Raw genomic sequence first — 20,202 nt, forward strand, 5'->3', positions numbered from 1 at the left:
GCCGGAGCCACGGGAGCCGCCGGAGCCACGGGAGCCGCCGGAGCCACGGGAGCAACGGGAGCCACGGGAGCTACCGGGGACGTCGGACCAGCCGGAGCCACCGGAGCCACGGGAGCCACAGGAGACGCCGGACCAGCCGGAGCCACCGGAGCCACCGGAGCCACGGGAGCTACCGGGGACGTCGGACCAGCCGGAGCGACGGGAGCCACGGGAGCTACAGGAGACGCCGGACCAGCCGGAGCGACGGGAGCCACGGGAGCTACCGGGGACGTCGGACCAGCCGGAGCCACCGGAGCGACGGGAGCCACGGGAGCTACAGGAGACGCCGGACCAGCCGGAGCCACCGGAGCGACGGGAGCTACAGGAGACGCCGGACCAGCCGGAGCCACGGGAGCTACAGGGGACGTCGGACCAGTCGGAGCAACGGGAGCCACAGGAGCTACAGGGGACGTCGGACCAGCCGGAGCCACCGGAGCCACCGGAGCAACGGGAGCCACCGGCACAGGAGCAGCTGGGTTATCCGAATACGGGTATATTTATAACTTAAGCGCTCAAACGGTAGCTATAGAGGCTGATGTCATTTTTGATTCAACTGGGATAACCACTCCTGGAATTACACATGCCCCCGGAACTTCTCAAATTGCAATTACCACTCCGGGAGACTATGAGGTCACTTTTTCTGTTTCGGGAGTAGAACCTAACCAATTCACACTATTTTTAAATGGTGCGCCGATTACAAACACAGTCTACGGTTCAGGTGCCGGTACTCAGCAAAACAACGGTCAGGCTATCATAGCCATAGCAGCCGGCGATGTTCTAACTCTTCGAAATCATACTTCCGCTGCCGCAGTGACTCTTCAGACTTTGGCAGGAGGGACACAAACTAACGTCAACGCTTCAATTGTAATTAAAAAATTAGATTAACAATCAGCACTGTATCATGGACAAACAAAAAGTACTCAATTCATCTTTATTACAAGTACTTAATATTTCACTTGTTTTTTCGTTAAATCGAAAATGAACAGTGCTTTTTTTGACCTTTAACTTTCATGGGAGGATCAGCAGGTTAAACTTGTAAAGGTTCAAGTTTTCTTGACAGCAGAGATACTGCGGATTGTGTATAGGAGATGTGTATACGTCCAATAGTAACTTGAAATGATTGAGGAACAAGTGTGGATTCAAACGATTTTCTGAAACGAAATAAAGAGAAAAGAGAATGGTCAGTCAAGCCTAAAAGAATGTTAAAAGGGTGACTCATTTGCGCCAAATAATAAATAAATGATCATATTAGCATACAAGGTGACTGTTTCCAATATACAAAAACCTTCCGTCTTGGAAGGTAAGCATTAAAACTCAATTTTAATCTTTTGTGAATCACTGGTTTTCTTATGGTTTTTATCAAATACGTCACTTGTTGTCATTTCAATCCACTTGATGTCTTTTTCGTTTTTGTGATTCGTTTGTTCATTATGCCTATGACCGCCTGCTGCATTTACAATAAAACCAAGGTTTCCAGACTTTGTGGCGCCGCCTTCCATTTCACCATTTAACTCCTCAAGGTAAATATCTTTTTTCCAATCAAAAGTTTCGCCTGTATTTGTTTTCAGTAATGCAATTGGAGCAAAGTTTACTTTCTCTGAAGACTTGTTTTGGATTTCAACGAACACTTTAACAAAATCAAACTCTTCATCATGTGTTAACACGTGAAAATAATCAATCATGCTGTAATCCGGCCGTAAGTGAATCAGCTTTATTTCTCTTACTGTTAATTCGATTGATCCAATATCATAGGTCTTGTTGACGTTTTTGATATCTTTTAAAACAGCTTCACCTTTGTCATCTGCAAACGTTTGATCTATCTTTTGTAATGATCGGTCATCCGTTACTTGTGAATTAGGCTGATACTCATTCATTTTACTGTCAGTTTGCGCTGAAGCCTTTTTCTGTTTCGCTTCAACCGTGTTTTCATTTTCTGTATTTTTTTCGCTGTTCGCATTTGATGAGCAGCCGACAAGCATCATGATCAAAAGTAAGATTGAAAAAGCCTGTTTCATAATGATTCCCCCATATGGTGTCTGCATTCAAATAGAGGTCCCGCTACTTCATACAAGCAACGGGACACCTTGTATTCTCTTACTTATCGTTAATCTTAATTTTGTATTGCAGGACATCGAAAACATTTTTTGCGATTTTAGTATTATCGATTTGGCCAGCAAATTTCTCACTTGACGGTCCGTATGCATATACAGGGACGTCTTCACCTGTGTGGCCGCCGGTTGTCCAGCCGGTGTGAGAGCGTTTGTTGAAAATGTTCTCAATTGCATTGTCGATATCAAGCACTTTCTTTGATTTAGCTGCTTGTTCAACAGATTGTATTTCTGCTTCAGTTAAAGCTAACTTTTTTTGATCAATATATTTCTTTAATGTTTTTTTCACATCTGCGCCGTCGGCAATTTTTTCTGCCATAAAGTCAGGTGTGCGCTTTGCTGCTTTGATCGGTTCACTGAACCAGTTGTAAATGCCGTCTGCACCAATGGAATATCCGCCGGTTGAGTGGTCAGCCGTTGCAACTACTAATGTGTGCTTGTCCTTTTTCGCAAATTCAATGGCAGCTTTATATGCTTGTTCAAAGTCATCCATTTCACTCATCGCACCGACAATATCATTGTCATGCCCAGCCCAGTCAATCTGGCTTCCCTCCACCATAAGGAAGAACCCGTCTTTGTCCTTGCTTAATTTTGAAAGAGCCGTATTGGTCATTTCTTTTAATGAAGGAATTTCTTTCGTACGGTCAATTTTCTTTGGGAGGCCGCCTTCAGCGAATAAGCCGAGAACTTTGCCGTTTTTATTTTTTAACATGTCCTCCCGGTTCTCCACATAGCTGTATCCCGCTTTTTTGAATTCTTTTACTAAATTGCGGTCTTTACGATCAAAATTGCTCTTACCGCCGCCAAGCAGAACATCGATTTTATGCTGGCCGTTTACCATTTCATCAAAATAGTCATTCGCAATGGAGTTCATGTTTTTCCGGCTGTGATCATGTGAGCCGAATGAAGCGGGTGTTGCGTGTGTAATTTCTGATGTTGCAACAAGTCCTGTCGATTTCCCTTTCTCTTTAGCCGCTTCAAGAACCGTTTTTGCTTCTGATCCGTCATTGTCCACTGCAATTGCATTATTGTATGTTTTAATGCCCGCAGACATGGCCGTTGCTGCAGAAGCCGAATCCGTTACATTATGTTCAGGGTCTTCCGGGTAAGTGGTTTGCTGGCCGACAAGGTATTGATCAAAAGCTGTAGGCTCCACAACCTTTGTTGCTGAATTATCCTTCAAATAACGATGAGCGGAAGTATAAGATACGCCCATTCCATCACCAATCAAAACAATGACGTTTTTAATTTCTTCTTTATTTCCCTTTTTCTTTTCCTGCGCATTTGCTTCAGGTAAACTGCCGCTGGCTAAGCTGCTAAAAGCGATAGATGACAAAACAGCGATAGGCAGTAACTTCTTCGGGAATATTTTCAACTGCATAACCTCCTAAAATATAAATGAATCTCAATGACATCCTCATTATATTTATAAAGTGTTAAGCCAGTATTAACCGTTTTTAAAGATCGAATTTACATGGGTGAATGTCCCGTTATGCTTATAGTCATCTTGATCACACAATGATGCCAATGGTTGAAAGTTCCTTGGTATTTCTTAATGCTTTTTCTGCCGCTTACCTAAAAGAAAATTACATATATATTCCACATGTTGGGCATTTTATGAAGTGTGCAAAAAGAAAGGTGGCACAACCATGAATATGATTAGGAGGATGACGATGGGTATTTTAAGCGGGAATCCGCAAGATGAACCAATGCATTATGGTGAAGTATTTAGTTTGTGGAATTTTGTGATGGCAGGCAATAAAATGGTTGCGGATCATCAGATGTTATTAAATCACGTAGGCGATGATGATTTAAAGAAACTTCTTCAAGAATCTATTGATAAGAGCAAAGAAGAAGTAAAACAAGTAGAAACCATACTTAAAGAAAACGGGGTGGCTCTTCCTCCAGCTCTTCCTGAGCCTCCGACTGCTAACCTTAATGACATTCCGGCCGGAGCGCGTTTTCAGGATGCCGATGTGGCAGCTTCAGTTTCTGCAAAAATTGCCGCCGGGCTTGTTGTATGCAGTCAGATTATGGGGCAATCTATTCGCGAAGATATTGCGATGATGTTTGGACAATTTCATATGAGTAAAGCAGTCTTAGGCGGAAAATTACTGAAACTAACAAAAAATAAAGGATGGCTCATTCCGCCGCCGCTTCATCATCATAAACCTCAAGATGGTGAATAATTCTGAGAGGCATGTACAGGGACAAACTGTACATGCCTTATTTAGTTAAGACATGTTACCTCAACCACTGCCTTCATTATTGAAGTCCAAAATGGATTAAATCACTGTAAACCGTAAAAGCATTTTTAGTCGGTGAATAATCATCCGAGATTCAAGTCATCTTGGCCGGCCTATGATACCAAGGGTTTAATATCTCTTGGGTTTTTTTATTGCCGATTTTTAAATCTTTCATCTAAATCAACGTATACCAGTGAAAAGAGCTTTTAAAACACACAAAAAATATCTCTTACAATTCTTGTAACCTAAATAGTGTAAAAACCGTATAAACAAATGGGGTTAAAAACCGAAAGCGGGCTCTGCCTGCTGTTTAGGAGGTATGTTAATGTATAAGAGCAAAAAACAGAATCTTGAAAATTTATTCCGGGCTTTAGGAGAGAATAACCAATTGAACGGTGCCATTTTAGTTGCGGAGAAGGGGGAAATTCTATATGAGAATTCATTTGGGTTGGCGGACTTTATAACAAAGCGTCCATTACATAATAAGTCAGTGTTTGAATTGGCGTCATTATCAAAGCCATTTACGGCTCTTGGCATCATTCTGTTGGAACAACAGGGAAAGCTGAGCTACGATGACCTTATTGAACGCTGGCTTCCTGCGCTTCCGTATATGGGAATCACGATTCGCCATCTGCTGAATCATACATCAGGGCTCCCGGATTATATGGACTTGTTTCAACAATATTGGGAAACAGATAAGATTGCTGTCAATAAAGATGTGGTAAACATGCTGATCAAACATCAGCCGCCCAGTTATTTTCCTCCAAATGAAGGCTGGCTGTATAGCAATACGGGGTATGTTTTACTGGCAGTTATCATCGAAAAAGTTTCAGGATTACGTTTTGAGGATTTTATGAAAGAAGCTTTATTCCATCCGCTTGGAATGGCGGACACAAGAGTTTATAACAGACGGCTTCAGAACGAAGAAGTAATTCCGAACTATGCCTATGGCTATGTGTATGATGTGCACTCTGGCCAGTACGTGCTGCCGGATGAACTGGACGAAACAAATTATGTGGTCTTTCTGGATGGCATACAAGGTGACGGAACAGTGAACTCCAATATAAGAGATTTATATCTTTTCGATCAAGCTTTATATACGGAAGAAATCATCAGTCAAGCATCTAAAGAACAAGCGTTTTTTCTTGTCCAATGGAATAAGGAGGAAAAGTGGGGTTATGGATTTGGGTGGGTTATTCAAGACAGTCCTGATAAAGGGAGGATAGTCAGTCATGATGGGAGCTGGCCGGGTTACTCCACTTCGATGATACGGTATACCGATCATAATAGAACCTTGATTTACCTAAGCAATATGGAACAGGGCTATGAATATGAACAAGCGATTCTTGCTGCGGCAGAGAATATCTTATTTGATCAGCCGTATGTTATTCCGGAGCGCCCTGCAGATAAAAAGAAGGCAGATATCGATCCGGCAATCTACAGTTGCTATATTGGGACCTACTCATTCAACGATGGAACCAATGCGTTAGTTACAGCTAAGCAGGATCGGCTTTATTTGCAGATTACTGGACAAACTCAGTTTGAATTATTCCCTTTTTCGGAAACGCGTTATTTTATTCAATCTTTGCCTGTGGAAGTTGAATTTATTTCGGGTAAAGCACAAAAAGCTAATCGTTTCGTTGTTTATCAAAATGGGGGAGAAGAAGAAGCCATTCGCATGAAATAAGCCATTTCGTAATAGAAAGAGCAGCATCTGTTGAGATAGGCCGCGGAAGTTTTAAAATAAAATTGTGACTTACACCGCAAACTCTCCGAGCAGTCCTAACGTCTGCTCTTTTTTTGTTTGTATGTCAGTCACAAACATTTTAACTTTGTCAAAGCAAATTCATCTGACATAATACAATTAAAGTCAATGTTCGCGATGATTTATGTTAGCATAGAGAAATTTGTTAACATGTACGCAGATGCTGAGAAAGTAATGCGGAGGGTCTCGAATCACAAGTTTTAATTAAATAAGGAAGTGATGATATGATTCAATTCGACAATGTATCAAAACAATTTCCAGATGGTACTTATGCTGTGAAATCATTTGATGCAGTTATAAAAAAAGGCGAATTTTTTGTTATTATCGGACCTAGCGGCAGTGGGAAAACCACCACGCTTAAAATGATAAATCGTTTAATAGAATTGTCCGATGGTACGATTTCTATCAACGATAAAAAAATAAGTGAGTATGATATTCATGAATTGCGGTGGAACATAGGATATGTGCTTCAGCAAATCGCTCTTTTTCCGAATATGAATATTGAAGAAAATATAGCAGTTGTGCCGGAATTAAAAAAGTGGAGCCGCGATAAAATTAAACAACGTGTTGATGAGCTATTAGAAATGGTTGGATTAGAGCCTGAAACATATCGTGAAAGAAAGCCTCATGAACTTTCAGGAGGTCAGCAGCAAAGAATCGGCGTGATTCGGGCCTTAGCTGCAGATCCTGAAATGATCTTAATGGATGAACCATTTAGCGCTCTCGATCCGATTACGAAAGAGAAATTGCAGGATGATATGCTGGATTTACAGCGGAGCATTAAAAAAACGATTGTATTTGTCACCCATGATATACAAGAGGCATTAAAGCTTGGAGACCGGATATGCATTATGAATAATGGCGAAATTGTTCAAATCGGAACACCTGATGACATTTTGCATCGTCCTGCTAACGATTTTGTAAAAGAGTTCGTCGGAGCACAAGAAGGTATCATGAATGAGAAAATGAATCTGGAGGACATCATACAACAAACAGAATGTGTACAGGTGAATTCGTCTGAAACTGTGCCTGTATCAACTTCGTTACATGACATTCTACATAAATTAAAACAACATGACCAAATCTTCGCAGAGCGTGATGGCGAGATTATAGGTGTGATAACCAGACAAGGATTTATACAGTATTTAGCTAATCGTGTTCAAAAGAGAGGTCGGGAGAATGAATAACTTTTTAAATGATGTGATAGAAAGGAAAGGGCAGCTGGTAAACGCTTTGCTGGAACACATTCAAATTTCCCTTATTGCACTCTTTTTTGCAGTCATCATATCCATTCCCCTTGGTATTTACTTAACAAGGAAGCCCAACATATCGGAGGGTATAATAGGTATAACGGCTGTTTTACAGACCATTCCCTCGCTTGCTCTTCTCGGGCTTTTAATTCCTATCGTCGGTATAGGCAAAGTACCTGCGATTATAGCTCTTATTGTATATGCTCTGCTTCCTATTTTAAGAAACACCTATACAGGTATTAAGGAGATTGATCCTTCACTGATTGAGGCTGCCAGGGCTATGGGAATGAACAATCGAAAAAGGTTTTTAAAGGTAGAGCTTCCTTTGGCGATGCCGGTTATCATGGCAGGAATACGAACAGCCATGGTTTTAATCGTCGGTACCGCAACATTAGCAGCTCTTATCGGAGCGGGAGGTTTAGGCGACTTAATTCTGCTCGGAATTGATAGAAACAACACTGCTCTCATTGTTCTTGGAGCTATTCCCGCCGCAATTCTAGCTATCCTTTTTGACGTTCTGCTTCGGAGGTTAGAAAAAATGTCGTTTAAGAAAATAATAACCGGCATTGGAATAGTTGCAGCTGCAGCTTTGCTTATCATGGCTTTCTCACTTTCTTCCGGACAAGGAAACAAAAATATTGTCATCGCGGGTAAACTTGGTTCCGAGCCTGAAATATTAATTAATATGTATAAGCTCCTTATTGAACAAGAGACCGATTTACATGTCGAATTGAAACCGGGTTTGGGGAAAACTTCATTTGTGTTTAATGCATTAAGGTCTGGTGATGTAGATATTTACCCGGAATTTACCGGAACGGCTATCTCTGAATTCTTAAAAGAAACCCCTGTAAGCACGGATGAAAAACAGGTGTATGAACAAGCGAGAAAAGGGATGCATGAAAAATTCGATATGGAATTGCTGAAGCCAATGGAATATAACAATACATATGCCTTAGCAGTACCGCAGCAATTCGCAAAAAAACACAATTTGAAAACAATATCAGAATTAAAAAGTCTTCATGAAAACATAAAGGCCGGTTTTACTTTAGAGTTTGCCGACCGGGAAGATGGATATCGCGGTATCCAGAAAACATATGGAATCACATTTTCAAATGTAGTTACGATGGAACCAAAGCTGCGGTACAATGCAATCAAAACCGGCGATATTGCTTTAGTTGATGCTTACTCAACAGACAGTGAATTAAAACAATATAAATTGTCTGTTCTTAAAGATGATAAACATGTATTTCCGCCATACCAAGGTGCACCGCTGTTAAGAAAAGAAACGTTAGAAAAATATCCGGAATTAGAAGCTGCGTTAAATAAACTTTCAGGTAAAATAACGGATAACAAGATGCGCGAAATGAATTATGAAGTGAATGTAGAAGGCAAAAGCGCAGAAGAAGCGGCTAAAGGATTTTTAAAAGAAAAAGGACTTCTTAATAGAACTTGACGACATTCGATTTTTAAAAAAGAAATAGAAAGAGTGGAGCTCTTTCAAGAAGTCATTCATTAACCAAAGGAAAAAAGTACGGCAGTGTTCCCTGTGTATATATTAATGATACCAAGGGTTTTAGTCCTTGGTATTTTTTATGCTCTCTAGTTTTTTAATAACATTCCCTCTAAGTTAAATTCAAAGAGCATAAACATTAGGCTCATATCAGCCCTGAATTTATAGGGAGTATGAGCCTGAAAACAGTAAATATGTTTACAAGTCTTTATCTAAATAGTTCATTTTAAAGCCAGCAAGAAAAGTTGACGCCGTATCATTCGAATGTTTAGCCGAATAGAAAAGCGCCGGTTGGAAGATCCCATTCACGGGAACAATTGTGTTTCCGAATCAAACGGTTCAGGACATTTCCCATGCCCGCTATCTGATCACGGCGAGAGCGATGCCATATCCTTTTTCAGGAATGTAAGAGGCGGTTATTTTCATGACCTTCCAATCTCCTTCAGATGCTCTTGTCCCGATCCCATTATGGGCCGTAAGATAATCTCCTTGACTGACCGTTTCGTCAATACGCACATAATGCTGGCCCACAAGTCCGACAACATGCCATTCATCTCTTGCTGACCGTGAAAGATAATCAGCTTCCAATGCGGCATCATAGTCCGGATTTTTTTTCGGCATGCGAATCAGTTCTCCGGTTTCCTCATCAGTCACATCCTCATAAATCAAGCCGCCAAATTCGTTAGTCAAATAGCGGCCCTGCCAGATGAAGCTTGATGCTCCTGATACGAGACCCGCCGTTTCCGAAATCACTCCAAGCATATAATCTCCCACATGGGCCGGCGCGATTTTATCGCCCCTTAAAGTCACGATGGTGCCTGTATTGATTAACTGCCCGGTTGAACTCTCAAAATACTCTCCGTATCCTCTTAGGGAAGAACTGATCGCTCCCGCAAATGTTCCGTTTCCTCCTACAGAGTCAAGAAGCCATTTCATTGATTGGTGGCCTCCCGCTACGGTGTAGGGTTCTTCCAGTGTAATACTTTCAGAAGACAATATCGTTCTGGACACATTGTTTCCTTTAATATGGGCGTTGTTTGAAGCTGCGATTAATGCGCGGGAGCCTTCTGTACTGGAGCCTCCTGAAGCGCCGATGACCGCATTTCTTTCTCCTTTTGCCGTAATTTCACCGGTACCCGCGATAACGGCGCTTGTTTGATTAAACGCAAAGCCGGAGGTCGTTGCAAGCTGTGCGCCTCCCTTTAAATTGACCGGTACATGCTGGTATGTTTGGCCTTTGATGGAGACCGCCGCACTATATCCTTCTGCCTGCACGCCGAGAATGACGGCCTGATTATTGGGCGACTGGATTCCGACCGTCCCGCTATCTGAAATCATCGTTCCGTTCATGATGTTCACATTATAGAGGCCGCCGCCGATCGAGATTCCTTTTGGAGCGGAATGATAAATATCGAAGTTTGAAATTTTAATATAATCGGTTTTATTCGTTCCGCCTGATAAATTAATATCAACGCCGGCTTTTTTAAATCCCCGAATTTTAATGCCGTTAATTGCAATATTTTGACTGCGGTATTGCATGGCCACAACAGGATTTCCGCCATAGTCATAGTCGGGATCGCCAATAGCTGTGAATCCGCTTACATTTACGTTTTTATATGCTGAAACAACGAGTGCTCTTGGGGTCACTCCTTCATATAGCGAATTGAAAACCGGTTCAATTGCTGAGCAGTCGATGAGTGTGACATCGTAAGCTGTGGTGCTTTCCGGATCTGTTGCTTGGTGATGGCCGATATGGCGAAGATCAAATGCGCGGACATCACGATAAGAAACATGGCCGATGATATGGACATTTTGAGAGGCCGGCCACAACGCATGCGCCTTGACCTCTACTCCGCGGATGTTTCCGCTTGTAAAGTTATTCAAAAGCCACACATGCTTGGAGCCATCATCGATCTCTATACCGTTGGAGTTTGAAATACCTTCAGCGTGTTCTGTACCGCGCGGATTTCCGGAATGGCAGTTTGAAATAAAGATGTATTCGCTGTAATGGGTGGTAATGCCGTCATCTCCTGCGCCATAAGCCACACAGTTATCGATCCAAATATATTTTGAGCCGTCTTTTGTCCAGTCGGTATCAGGCGAATGATCGTATGTCGGTGATGTAATATCAATGCCATGAAGACCCGCATTAATGGCTTCAACATCTTTGATCCAGCCATATTCAACTTTGGCAAATGTTAAACAGCTGGAGAACTGTCCCCCAGGGTTTCTCACTCCGCATTGTCTATCCGGATTCCAGTCTAATGACATTCCTTGGACAAAAATATTACGGTTTCCATTTTGATAATCATCATTAGTGATCACCCATTCATGTGCAGGGGTGTCTTCATGCAGTTTTATCACGGTGATGCCTTTGCCTTGCCCGACAATAGTTGTCCAGGATGGAAGCTTAATCCCCTGAACCAGAAATTCTCCGGCAGGAACGTTCACTTTGACGCGTCCATTGCCGATGGCTTTGCGAAAAGCTTCCGTATTGTCCCTTCCATCTGGGACAGCGCCGAAATCTTCGACATTTACTTCCCGGGTGATTTTACACAAAAGTTTATGGTATTCTTTGTCGAGCCGTTCTTTTAAAAGTGAGGTGACCTCTCCTTCCGCCGTCACCCTTGCATCCGTAACCTCAATGTTTTGTTCAGTAACGGAATGCTTAATGAAATTTTGCATCCTTGCTTTGAGATGTTCGATTTCAGATGAATGCTCAGGGTGAGACTGCAATTTGGCGTTTAGAGACGGATCAGGATAGTTTTGATAATGAACCATTCTAAAGACACCTCTTTCTTTTGATATAAGCGCTGATTTGAAGGCAAAGCAGGCCGCCTGCCTCCTTTTGCGCTTATCCTTCAAATTCTTTATCAATCATTGAAACTCCTTTTAAATCCATATTGATTTTTAGAAATGATAATCAAAAGAAAGAAATACAAATTCCTTCCAATATCAGTTGTCTGAGTTTAGCGCCTGACTGCCCGTCAGCCTAACAAGGATAATTTATTATTTTGATGTCCATTCATCTGCCAGCATCCCATAAATGATATGGTCCGCGTAACGGTCATACAGCCATTCCGCTTGTCTTATTCGCCCTTCATATACAAAACCTAATCTTTCTGGAATAGCCCTGCTTTTGCTATTTCCCTCAGCAGCACGAATATCGACACGATTAAGCTTCAATTCCTGAAAAGCATAATCGGTCAAAGCTTTCGCCGCTTTTGTCATAATTCCGTAACCTTGATATTCCTTCCCTAACCAATAACCAATGTAAGCTGTTTTATCAGTCCAATTGATTTGGTTATACCCAGCCGTTCCCACAATGGAACCTTTATAAAGGATAAACGTTGTAAGTCCCTTATTTTCTGCATAACTCTTCAGGCAAGATTGAATAAAACCTTTTGTATCTTCCACACTTGTTGTCTCATCCAGCCAAGGAAGCCATTGCCGCAGATATTCTCTTGAATGATCAGTCAGTTCAAAGACTCTTTCTGCATCTTTCAACTCAGGTAATTTTAGCGAAACGTCATCATCAATTTTATACAAGAACATGATGTCTCCTCCTTATTCTTTCTCCATAAAAACACTTCTTCATTCTTGTTACCTGAACCTGCTTGGTTAGTGAAATGTTGTAAAAGATGTACTTGACATTTGTTTTTGTTAACTGGTAAACTAAAAAATAATTAACTGGTTAACAAAAAGGTGAAAGGAATGATGAAATGGAGTCTCAAAAAAGACAAGAGGCCTTTAAAGCGATTGAACATTTTATGCTGCAAAGAGAGAAAAAAGCGAAGGCCCGTGATGTTATATCAAATTTGACAAATCGTGAGGAAGGGTGGAATATCACACAATTGCACATCGTCTCATTGATAAAAGAATTCCCGTCGGATTCTAATAATAGTTTTCTGTCAGAACAATTGGGTCTATCTAAACCCGCTATTACGAAGTCGATTAAAAAATTAATTGACAGGGGAGTAGTGAAAGCTGAAAAGAAAGAGGACAATCTAAAAACGATTTATTACACATTGACAAATGATGGCGAAAGATTAGCAAGGGTCCATGATGAACTGCATGAGAAGGTGAAAGGCCAGTATAACGAATTGTTACATCAGTTCACCGAAAATGAACTTGACGTCATTATCAGTTTTATGAACGAATGGGCAAAACGAATATAAAACAGATGAGGTGTTTCTTATGAATAAAGATCAGGTCCGTGATTTTTTAACAGAGGTTTACCAAGAAATCATTGTTAACTTACATGTTGAAAAAATTCCTCATTACTTTAGTGATCAATATATCCAAGTTACTGACGGGAAGAAGACGGATATTAATGAATTCAGAGATCACATCATCACCTTAAAAGAGATAGTGAGATCTATTGAATTATCACCTTTTTATGATTTTCTTTTTGATCAAGATAAACAAACCGCTGTACTAAGGTATACGGTAACTGTGACGAAGAAAGACGGAGCCGTCGGAGAAGTAGAGGTCATTGCGATCTTTGAATTAAATGACTTTAAAATTGTACGTTGTAATGAATTAAGCTGTCCATTACATCATAATGATCTGTTCAAAGATATAGCCACAATGAATAAAATGAATTCTTGAGTAAAGAAAGAGGTTTATCAAAAAAATCATCCTGAGATAAAAAATTCAGGATGATTTCTTTTTTACTGTTCTTTTAATGTGACAGGTCTCGTTAAAGAAAGGAGTGCAAATAGTACAGCAATAACCACTATAAACCCTCCGAACCAAGCAGTGGATATAACGGACCCTGTATGTCCTAAGACAACACCGCCGATAGCAGACCCTAGGGCAATTCCAACTTGCAAAGCTGAAGTATTGAAGCTCTGCTGGATATCAGAAGAATCTGGGGCAATGCGAATCAAATAACTTTGCTGGGCGGGCGCCAGGCTCCAGCTCAGCAATCCCCAAATAACCATAACAGGCAGGAATAGAACCATTGAATATGTGGATAAAGGAATCAAAAATAGGATAACCGCAAAAGAAACGGTTACAAGCAAAATACTTTTAAAGGATCCCAATTTATCCGCTAGTGCGCCGCCAAAAGGACCGCCGCATACCGCTGATATTCCGAATAGGAAATAACAAATGCTGACCCAAAAAGAGTCAAGGTGCAGAGTGGCTTCTAAAAACGGCGCGAAATACGCATAAAGGGTATAGTGCCCTGCTAACGTAAACATCGTAACAAGATGCGCGCTTGCAATCTTTACATTGGCGATCGTCTTAATCTGTTCACGGAAGGGAATCATTTGCTCTGCCGGTATTTTTTCAAAAAAGATAGAAATAATCAGCATGGACACAAGAGATAGTACCCCAATCCCAAGAAACAAAACACGCCAGCCGAAGGAATCACTAATCAATATTCCCAGCGGCACACCAAGCGCGATGGCGGAGCTGAAGCCCATAAAAATGATACCAATCGCCCGGGCCCTATATTCAGGGGCGACGATTTTAGGCGCAATTGTTAGGGAAAGAACTACAATTAACGCTGTGCTCATGGAAGCCAAAACCCTTGATACCATAAGCAAGGAGAAATTCGGGCTGAAATAAGCTACCAAATTACTAAGGAAGAAAACAAATAGTGCAATTAAATACAAGCGCTTCCGTTCAATCTTCGCTGTGACAGCCAAAAGCAACGGTCCGGAGACGGCATAACCAAGAGCAAACACGCTGATCAACTGACCGGCGCTGACGATGGAGATGTGTAAATCTTTTGCGATCTGCGGGAGTATCCCTCCAACAATTAATTCAACTAACCCTACAGCAATAGTAGAAGCTGCAAGAAGAAAAACTTTAAAATTCATAACCGAAACTCCTTCATATCAAATTTTTAACAAATAAAAAAATCCCGATTACAAAAAAAGTGATGAACAATTTTTGTAATCAGGATTTTACGGTTCCTGGTAGACACCCTCAATCCATATTATTGAGGTTATACAATAGTAAATATAATTGTTTCTTTGCGTTCTGCAAAAGATAATAACATATTTTGAAGGCATTTTCCATATGAAATGATAATTATTAGGTGAAAGGTAAAATCGGTTTGAAGTTCATGAAAAGAGAAAACCGATCGATAACGACAAGAATGGTTTTACAGAAGAATAGAATGATGAATTTTGAAGCAGGGTTGATTATTCGCAACTCTGCTTTTTTGTTAAAGGATTTACATTATCATTTTCTTGTGTTAAATTAACCAATGACCAAATCATCCTACAAATTAGAGGTGGCCGTTTATGGATATATCAAAAACAAGCCGTTTATCACTTGTCGAACAAGTCGTATCGCAAATTGAATCATTAATTCAGACCGATACTTGGCCGGTGGGTTCTCGCATCCCCCCTGAATTGGACTTAATGAAACAATTTGATGTGAGCCGCAATACATTGAGGGAGGCGATACGGGCCTTGGTTCATGCAGGACTTTTGCAAACAAAACAAGGAAGCGGAACTTTTGTCTGCTCATCCAGCATCCTCGGGGCAGCATTTTACAGGCGTATCAAAAAGGCAGATCTGCTTGAGACATTAGAAGTCCGGCATGCTCTTGAACGGGAAGCTGCACAGCTAGCAGCAATAAGACGCAGTGAAGAAGATGTAGAAAAGCTGCTAAATTGTTTAGGTTCCTGCCAGGCTGCTGTTCAGAATAAAGATCGTCAACAATATGCCGAAGCAGATATTCAGCTGCATAAAGCAATCGTGCAAGCTGCACATAACAGTATTCTGAGCGATCTGTACGAGCACATGACAGAAGCTTTGCAGATATCGGTTCAAAACTTGGTTGATCTCACAACAGATGCAGGTTTTCATGAAGATATTCACAGTCAGCTTGTAACCTCAATCATTGACAAAAGAGCAGATCAGGCAATGGATGCTGTAAATCACTACATTAGCGAATTTAAAGAAACATTGCACATGGAGGAATAAGAATGAGTTTAGGTCAGGTAGAGCTTAAACAAGGTAAACATAAAATAAAAACAAATCAAAGAAAAAAGATATTATTGCTTACTATAGGTATCATCTTGATAGGAGCGAATCTCAGAGCGCCTTTAACATCAGTAGGGCCTTTGATAGCATCGATTCGCGATAACTTAGGGATGTCAAATGCACTTGCCGGAACATTAACAACGGTGCCCTTGCTTGCTTTTGCATTTCTTTCGCCTTTTGTTCCTATGCTGTCACGACGGTTTGGGACCGAACTTGTATTAATGTCATCATTATTCTTATTAACTGTAGGAATCTTGTTGCGGTCACTTGCCGGGATTGGCTCTCTATTTGCCGGGACAATTTTGCTGGGATTAGCCATTGCGGTATGCAATGTATTACTGCCAAGCTTTATTAAGCATAGGTTTTCCCGGAATTTAGGAATGATGACAGGAGTTTATTCTGTGTCTATGAATTTATGCGGAGCAATCGCTTCCGGTATCAGTATTCCGGTCGCCTCTTTATCAGGATTAGGGTGGAAGGGGGCACTGGGCTGTTGGTCCGTTCTGTCCCTCATTGCCGTTTTAATTTGGATTCCGCTATTAAAGGGCCGTGAAAAACCAATGAAAGCAGCAGGAGCAGAACCGCATCATAAATCTAACTTGTGGCGTTCTCAGATAGCTTGGAATGTCACTTTGTTTATGGGGCTGCAATCTCTTATTTTTTATACTGTCATCGCGTGGCTTCCTGAGATTCTTCAACAAAAAGGACTCAGCTCAAATTCGGCTGGATGGATGCTTTCATTAATGCAGTTTTCTATTCTGCCTATTACTTTTATTGTTCCTATTTTAGCAGGTCGTATGAAAAATCAGCGCATATTAGTCACTATAACCGGTTTTTTATTTGTTACCGGAATAGCTGGCGTTCTCTATGGAAGTGCTGTACTCATCCCATTATGGGTTATGATGATTGGTATAGCAGGGGGATGTGCATTCAGTTTAGCTATGATGTTCTTTAGTCTGCGCACACAAAACGCACATCAAGCCGCTGCCCTTTCGGGGATGGCTCAGTCATTTGGATATCTTCTAGCAGCAATCGGTCCTTTAGTGTTCGGACTGTTACATGATGTCACACATAGTTGGTCCATTCCCTTATTCATGCTGATTGTCGTATCTTTGCTTATTTTTCTATTCGGCATGGGGGCAGCAAAAGCTGAGCATATAAAAACAAAATAAGTGTCTGGCGGAGAAAACGCGGATACGGTATTCGTAGATAAAAGGGATAAGCTTAGCGCTTATCCCTTTTATACTGAGCATATTGAATATCAGAAGCGAGCCGATATACTACAAGAATAACCTGATGAAAGCCATGGATATAACCCCTATGATGACTGTGGCAGATAAGCTTTTCGTCCAAAGCGCTGTCAGCAAAGTGGGAAGCATAGCGAGAAGCACAGTCCAATCTAATTCAACTGCGTTTTCAGTTTCAATCAGCATGTTTTCAGCCACCAAAGCCGTAAGAATACAAATGGGGATATAGGAAAGCCATTTTAATACAACTTCAGGCAGCTGAACACTTCGCACGAAAATAAATGGGACGATACGCGGGATAACGGTTACAATCGCACAGCCAAGAATAAGCCAAAGCATTGGTAAACTCATACTCATTTATCCGTCACCACCCCAATCGTTGCTACAATAACCGTCGCCGTAATGACAGCCACATGTGAAGGCACAAAAAAGGATAATGAAACCATAGCGATGATCATATACACGACCAGTGATAGGCTGTGCTTCAGTTTTTCAGATGCGGTACTTTGCAATTGTAAGACCATCAATGCCACGAACATAGCAGTTAAAGCAAAATCTAAACCGAGCGCTTCAGGGTCAGATATCCATTGACCCAAAAAACCGCCGAGAGTACATGAAATAATCCAACATATATACGCTGTAATATTTAACCCATTCATCCACTTGTCGCTGAGCTTTCCGTGTGTTGCAAGTTTGTTTATGGCCACGCCAAATGACTCGTCTGTGACAAGTGATCCAATTCCGATATTTTTCATTAACGAGTATCTCGTGAAATGCGGAGCTAAAGTCAGGCACAATAACAAGTGGCGCAAGTTTACGATAAACGTTGTCAGGATGATAGCTGACGCAGGACTGTTCGAAGCCAATAAAGCACAGAAAATAAATTGAGCGGCTCCTGCATAAACCAGCAATGATAAAAGCGTGATCTCCAGTATGCTCAGTTTTGAGGAAATACCAACGATGCCAAAAGCAAATCCAATACTCATATATCCTAACAATGTAGGGATACAATCTTTCACTCCCTGCAAAAAGGTGTCTTCCCTTTGTACAGATTCGACTTTTTTCAATTGAGCCTCCACGATCCTTACTCTCCTTTTTATATAAATTTTTAGAGGTTATAAATATAACTACTATAAAAAGATGAAAGAAAAGACGGCTCAATTCAATTGAACCGTTTTCCTGTAACCACATGAAACAGGTTGGAATTATGCTGCCACAATGCTGCCGCTCTTTCAGAACCAACTTCTTTGACAAGCTCTGAAAACATAAGGTCGTGTCTCATGTATTCCATGGCAACAATAACAAGCGCAGGATCTTGCGTTTTTATGGCCCATGCATTTGTATTAGGTGAAAAATTAGCGATTAATACCTCTTGATTGTCTCTGGCAACAATCGTTAATCGGCCGCCGATTCGTTCTTCAGCCACTTCTGGCGACATATAATTATGATGGGTGGTTGAGCCTATTTCGATTTCCTGAGATCCAAAAAGAATCGAGAAGACAGGCAGGTTTTCATTTAAACGCCTGTCAATGTCCTTCTTAACAGCAGCGACTTGCGGCTCCCAAAGAGACAGCCACAGCTCATCTTCCGCCTTGTCTATCATATCAATCATTTCAGCAATCACATGTTCATTGCTATTGATTCTTCGAATGACATCGACGTCCTGCTCACTTTCTAAAGCAACTAATTTTTTTTCTAAATAATCAAAGGAGTTTTCGAAGTTATGCCGCAGACGGTCAATTAACTCCTTAGCTGGCAACGGTGCGTATGTTACAGGATCAGAAGGTACGGTGTGAACGGCGCCTTTATCGACTAGCTTTCCCACTACCTCATAAATCATCGACCGCGGCACACCTGACCTTTTGCTAATCTCATAGCCGGTTATCGGTGAGGTTTTTAAAAGCCCTATGTATGCTTTGCATTCATATTGAGAAAACCCCAGCTTCTGAAGTTCTTTATAAACGTCATCCATGGTATTCTCCTTTAGTGGTTAGGTATGCAACCACTATAGTAGAAGGGCAGATTATTTGTCAACAGTCCAATACCAAATAAAGTTATTTTTTGGCCATGGAAATTAAATATACCGTTCAGGCATACTAACGGTGTATTTTATGAAACACATTTTGGCGCTTAACAACTAGATACCTGCACGTTCCAGCAGGCGTCCAGAAGATTTGTATTCATGTTTAGATGTAATAAATCTTTCATTAGAGCTTTAAACAAGTTTATCGATTGGTCTAAGCTAACTGATTCACTTGGTTCTTCTATATTTAACAGTAGAGCAAGCTCGTGCTTCGTTTCCTCCGGGAGGCTCCGAAAGACTCCAACAAATTGAAGGGAAAACAATATTGCATTCTTTCCTTAATGAATCGTCTTGGACATTTTTTCTGCTTATCTAAAATGCAAGATAGGGGGAGCAAGCTTTAATGAAGGTTCTGTACAGGCTTATCAAGCCAATCATAAACAGGAGACATAGTAACTATTAAATAAGAAGAAAGTGAGTAATGAAAATCTTATAGCATTCTTTCTTAAAAAAATCAGAAGAAAGTGTTGACCAAATAAAATAAGCATGGTATATTATTAAACGTCGCTGATACACAGCGTAACAACAAAAAACGAAATGTTCGTCAGCGTTGGGGAAGTGAAAAAGAATTTTCTCCAAAGGGTGTACAAATGTTTCGAAACGTGTATAATAAGAAAGTCGAAATGCGAAGAGATTTGCCGGATGGACAATCCGCGAAACTTCAGTTGAATCGACTGCGCTACGAAAAAAACTTCAAAAAAGTTATTGACTTTAACATCAAATGATAGTATGATAGTTAAGTCGCCTGATAAGCGCCCGTAGCTCAATTGGATAGAGCGTTTGACTACGGATCAAAAGGTTAGGGGTTCGACTCCTCTCGGGCGCGCCATTTTAATTCATGTTATATGCGGGTGTAGTTTAGTGGTAAAACCTCAGCCTTCCAAGCTGATGTCGTGAGTTCGATTCTCATCACCCGCTCCATTACAAATGATCTTTGAAAACTAAAC

Annotated in this window: 16 protein-coding genes, 2 tRNA genes, 1 pseudogene and 1 riboswitch; of the genes and pseudogenes, 11 read left to right on the top strand and 8 right to left on the bottom strand. The window is 41.1% G+C overall.

Going from position 1 to position 20,202, the window contains the following annotated elements; genetic code table 11:
- Positions 1–924: pseudogene (locus tag AXI57_RS07075) on the top strand (BclA C-terminal domain-containing protein); the annotation flags it as partial.
- 422 nt (positions 925–1,346) lie between these two features.
- Here AXI57_RS07075 and AXI57_RS07080 read toward each other — a convergent pair.
- Together AXI57_RS07080 and AXI57_RS07085 are read right to left on the bottom strand one after the other, a co-directional pair.
- Positions 1,347–2,054, bottom strand: a complete 708-nt coding sequence (locus AXI57_RS07080) for a DUF4352 domain-containing protein (RefSeq protein ID WP_061669685.1) — start codon at positions 2,052–2,054, stop codon at positions 1,347–1,349.
- Between the two features lie 79 nt (positions 2,055–2,133).
- Complete coding sequence (locus AXI57_RS07085; RefSeq protein WP_004430720.1) at positions 2,134–3,522, bottom strand: alkaline phosphatase family protein; 1,389 nt, start codon at positions 3,520–3,522, stop codon at positions 2,134–2,136.
- A gap of 298 nt (positions 3,523–3,820) precedes the next feature.
- On the opposite strand from AXI57_RS07085, the gene AXI57_RS07090 reads away from it, so the two are divergent.
- From AXI57_RS07090 to opuFB, 4 genes are all read left to right on the top strand, one after another.
- Positions 3,821–4,336, top strand: a complete 516-nt coding sequence (locus tag AXI57_RS07090; RefSeq protein ID WP_061669686.1) for a DUF3231 family protein — start codon at positions 3,821–3,823, stop codon at positions 4,334–4,336.
- Between the two features lie 382 nt (positions 4,337–4,718).
- The gene (locus tag AXI57_RS07095; RefSeq protein ID WP_061669687.1) at positions 4,719–6,080 is read left to right on the top strand and encodes a serine hydrolase; all 1,362 of its coding nucleotides are present in this window, start codon (positions 4,719–4,721) and stop codon (positions 6,078–6,080) included.
- 302 nt (positions 6,081–6,382) lie between these two features.
- Entirely contained in the window at positions 6,383–7,345 is a 963-nt protein-coding gene (locus AXI57_RS07100) for an ABC transporter ATP-binding protein (RefSeq protein ID WP_061669688.1), read from the top strand.
- Entirely contained in the window at positions 7,338–8,861 is a 1,524-nt protein-coding gene (gene opuFB / locus AXI57_RS07105) for an osmoprotectant update ABC transporter permease/substrate-binding subunit OpuFB (RefSeq protein ID WP_061669689.1), read from the top strand. Before AXI57_RS07100 ends, opuFB begins: the two co-directional genes overlap by 8 nt.
- A 417-nt stretch (positions 8,862–9,278) precedes the next feature.
- On the opposite strand, the gene AXI57_RS07110 is transcribed toward opuFB, so the two are convergent.
- Together AXI57_RS07110 and AXI57_RS07115 are read right to left on the bottom strand one after the other, a co-directional pair.
- On the bottom strand, positions 9,279–11,699 hold the full coding sequence (locus AXI57_RS07110; RefSeq protein ID WP_061669696.1) for a peptidase G2 autoproteolytic cleavage domain-containing protein: 2,421 nt from the start codon (positions 11,697–11,699) through the stop codon (positions 9,279–9,281).
- A 228-nt stretch (positions 11,700–11,927) separates the two neighbouring features.
- Positions 11,928–12,473, bottom strand: a complete 546-nt coding sequence (locus AXI57_RS07115; RefSeq protein ID WP_061669690.1) for a GNAT family N-acetyltransferase — start codon at positions 12,471–12,473, stop codon at positions 11,928–11,930.
- A gap of 167 nt (positions 12,474–12,640) precedes the next feature.
- Here AXI57_RS07115 and AXI57_RS07120 point away from each other — a divergent pair, with 167 nt between their 5' ends.
- Both AXI57_RS07120 and AXI57_RS07125 read left to right on the top strand, forming a co-directional pair.
- Positions 12,641–13,096 carry a MarR family transcriptional regulator gene (locus AXI57_RS07120; RefSeq protein WP_061669691.1) on the top strand — a complete coding sequence of 152 codons (456 nt, stop codon included), beginning with the start codon at positions 12,641–12,643 and terminating at the stop codon, positions 13,094–13,096.
- A gap of 19 nt (positions 13,097–13,115) precedes the next feature.
- On the top strand, positions 13,116–13,529 hold the full coding sequence (locus AXI57_RS07125; protein ID WP_004430704.1) for a hypothetical protein: 414 nt from the start codon (positions 13,116–13,118) through the stop codon (positions 13,527–13,529).
- A 62-nt stretch (positions 13,530–13,591) separates the two neighbouring features.
- Here AXI57_RS07125 and AXI57_RS07130 read toward each other — a convergent pair whose 3' ends face one another.
- Positions 13,592–14,749 (bottom strand): MFS transporter, encoded by a 1,158-nt coding sequence (locus AXI57_RS07130; RefSeq protein ID WP_061669692.1) that lies wholly within the window; start codon positions 14,747–14,749, stop codon positions 13,592–13,594.
- A gap of 56 nt (positions 14,750–14,805) precedes the next feature.
- A riboswitch (purine riboswitch) is annotated at positions 14,806–14,905 on the bottom strand.
- A gap of 273 nt (positions 14,906–15,178) precedes the next feature.
- Here AXI57_RS07130 and AXI57_RS07135 point away from each other — a divergent pair.
- Together AXI57_RS07135 and AXI57_RS07140 are read left to right on the top strand one after the other, a co-directional pair.
- Positions 15,179–15,865 carry a FadR/GntR family transcriptional regulator gene (locus AXI57_RS07135; protein ID WP_061669693.1) on the top strand — a complete coding sequence of 229 codons (687 nt, stop codon included), beginning with the start codon at positions 15,179–15,181 and terminating at the stop codon, positions 15,863–15,865.
- 2 nt (positions 15,866–15,867) lie between these two features.
- Entirely contained in the window at positions 15,868–17,097 is a 1,230-nt protein-coding gene (locus tag AXI57_RS07140; protein ID WP_061669694.1) for a CynX/NimT family MFS transporter, read from the top strand.
- 108 nt (positions 17,098–17,205) lie between these two features.
- Here the strand turns inward: AXI57_RS07140 and AXI57_RS07145 are convergent, their stop codons facing one another.
- The 3 genes from AXI57_RS07145 to AXI57_RS07155 form a co-directional block, all read right to left on the bottom strand.
- Positions 17,206–17,529 carry an AzlD domain-containing protein gene (locus tag AXI57_RS07145; RefSeq protein ID WP_004430693.1) on the bottom strand — a complete coding sequence of 108 codons (324 nt, stop codon included), beginning with the start codon at positions 17,527–17,529 and terminating at the stop codon, positions 17,206–17,208.
- The gene (locus AXI57_RS07150; protein WP_371845873.1) at positions 17,526–18,251 is read right to left on the bottom strand and encodes an AzlC family ABC transporter permease; all 726 of its coding nucleotides are present in this window, start codon (positions 18,249–18,251) and stop codon (positions 17,526–17,528) included. The genes AXI57_RS07145 and AXI57_RS07150 overlap by 4 nt, the downstream gene beginning before the upstream one ends.
- A gap of 83 nt (positions 18,252–18,334) precedes the next feature.
- Positions 18,335–19,144 (bottom strand): TrmB family transcriptional regulator, encoded by an 810-nt coding sequence (locus AXI57_RS07155; RefSeq protein WP_010787704.1) that lies wholly within the window; start codon positions 19,142–19,144, stop codon positions 18,335–18,337.
- A gap of 863 nt (positions 19,145–20,007) precedes the next feature.
- Here AXI57_RS07155 and AXI57_RS07160 point away from each other — a divergent pair.
- A tRNA-Arg gene (locus AXI57_RS07160) sits at positions 20,008–20,084 on the top strand.
- 18 nt (positions 20,085–20,102) lie between these two features.
- Positions 20,103–20,176: transfer RNA gene (locus AXI57_RS07165), tRNA-Gly, on the top strand.
- Positions 20,177–20,202 lie beyond the last annotated feature (26 nt).

The sequence above is a fragment of the Bacillus atrophaeus genome (assembly GCF_001584335.1).
In the GTDB taxonomy this organism is placed as follows: domain Bacteria; phylum Bacillota; class Bacilli; order Bacillales; family Bacillaceae; genus Bacillus; species Bacillus atrophaeus.

Bases quoted from the DNA above. Each gene is read 5' to 3' on its own strand.
- AXI57_RS07080 (WP_061669685.1), bottom strand. From the start codon at position 2,054: ATGAAACAGGCTTTTTCAATCTTACTTTTGATCATGATGCTTGTCGGC.
- AXI57_RS07090 (WP_061669686.1), top strand. From the start codon at position 3,821: ATGGGTATTTTAAGCGGGAATCCGCAAGATGAACCAATGCATTATGGT.
- AXI57_RS07095 (WP_061669687.1), top strand. From the start codon at position 4,719: ATGTATAAGAGCAAAAAACAGAATCTTGAAAATTTATTCCGGGCTTTA.
- AXI57_RS07100 (WP_061669688.1), top strand. From the start codon at position 6,383: ATGATTCAATTCGACAATGTATCAAAACAATTTCCAGATGGTACTTAT.
- opuFB (WP_061669689.1), top strand. From the start codon at position 7,338: ATGAATAACTTTTTAAATGATGTGATAGAAAGGAAAGGGCAGCTGGTA.
- AXI57_RS07110 (WP_061669696.1), bottom strand. From the start codon at position 11,699: ATGGTTCATTATCAAAACTATCCTGATCCGTCTCTAAACGCCAAATTG.
- AXI57_RS07115 (WP_061669690.1), bottom strand. From the start codon at position 12,473: ATGTTCTTGTATAAAATTGATGATGACGTTTCGCTAAAATTACCTGAG.
- AXI57_RS07120 (WP_061669691.1), top strand. From the start codon at position 12,641: ATGGAGTCTCAAAAAAGACAAGAGGCCTTTAAAGCGATTGAACATTTT.
- AXI57_RS07125 (WP_004430704.1), top strand. From the start codon at position 13,116: ATGAATAAAGATCAGGTCCGTGATTTTTTAACAGAGGTTTACCAAGAA.
- AXI57_RS07130 (WP_061669692.1), bottom strand. From the start codon at position 14,749: ATGAATTTTAAAGTTTTTCTTCTTGCAGCTTCTACTATTGCTGTAGGG.
- AXI57_RS07135 (WP_061669693.1), top strand. From the start codon at position 15,179: ATGGATATATCAAAAACAAGCCGTTTATCACTTGTCGAACAAGTCGTA.
- AXI57_RS07140 (WP_061669694.1), top strand. From the start codon at position 15,868: ATGAGTTTAGGTCAGGTAGAGCTTAAACAAGGTAAACATAAAATAAAA.
- AXI57_RS07145 (WP_004430693.1), bottom strand. From the start codon at position 17,529: ATGAGTATGAGTTTACCAATGCTTTGGCTTATTCTTGGCTGTGCGATT.
- AXI57_RS07155 (WP_010787704.1), bottom strand. From the start codon at position 19,144: ATGGATGACGTTTATAAAGAACTTCAGAAGCTGGGGTTTTCTCAATAT.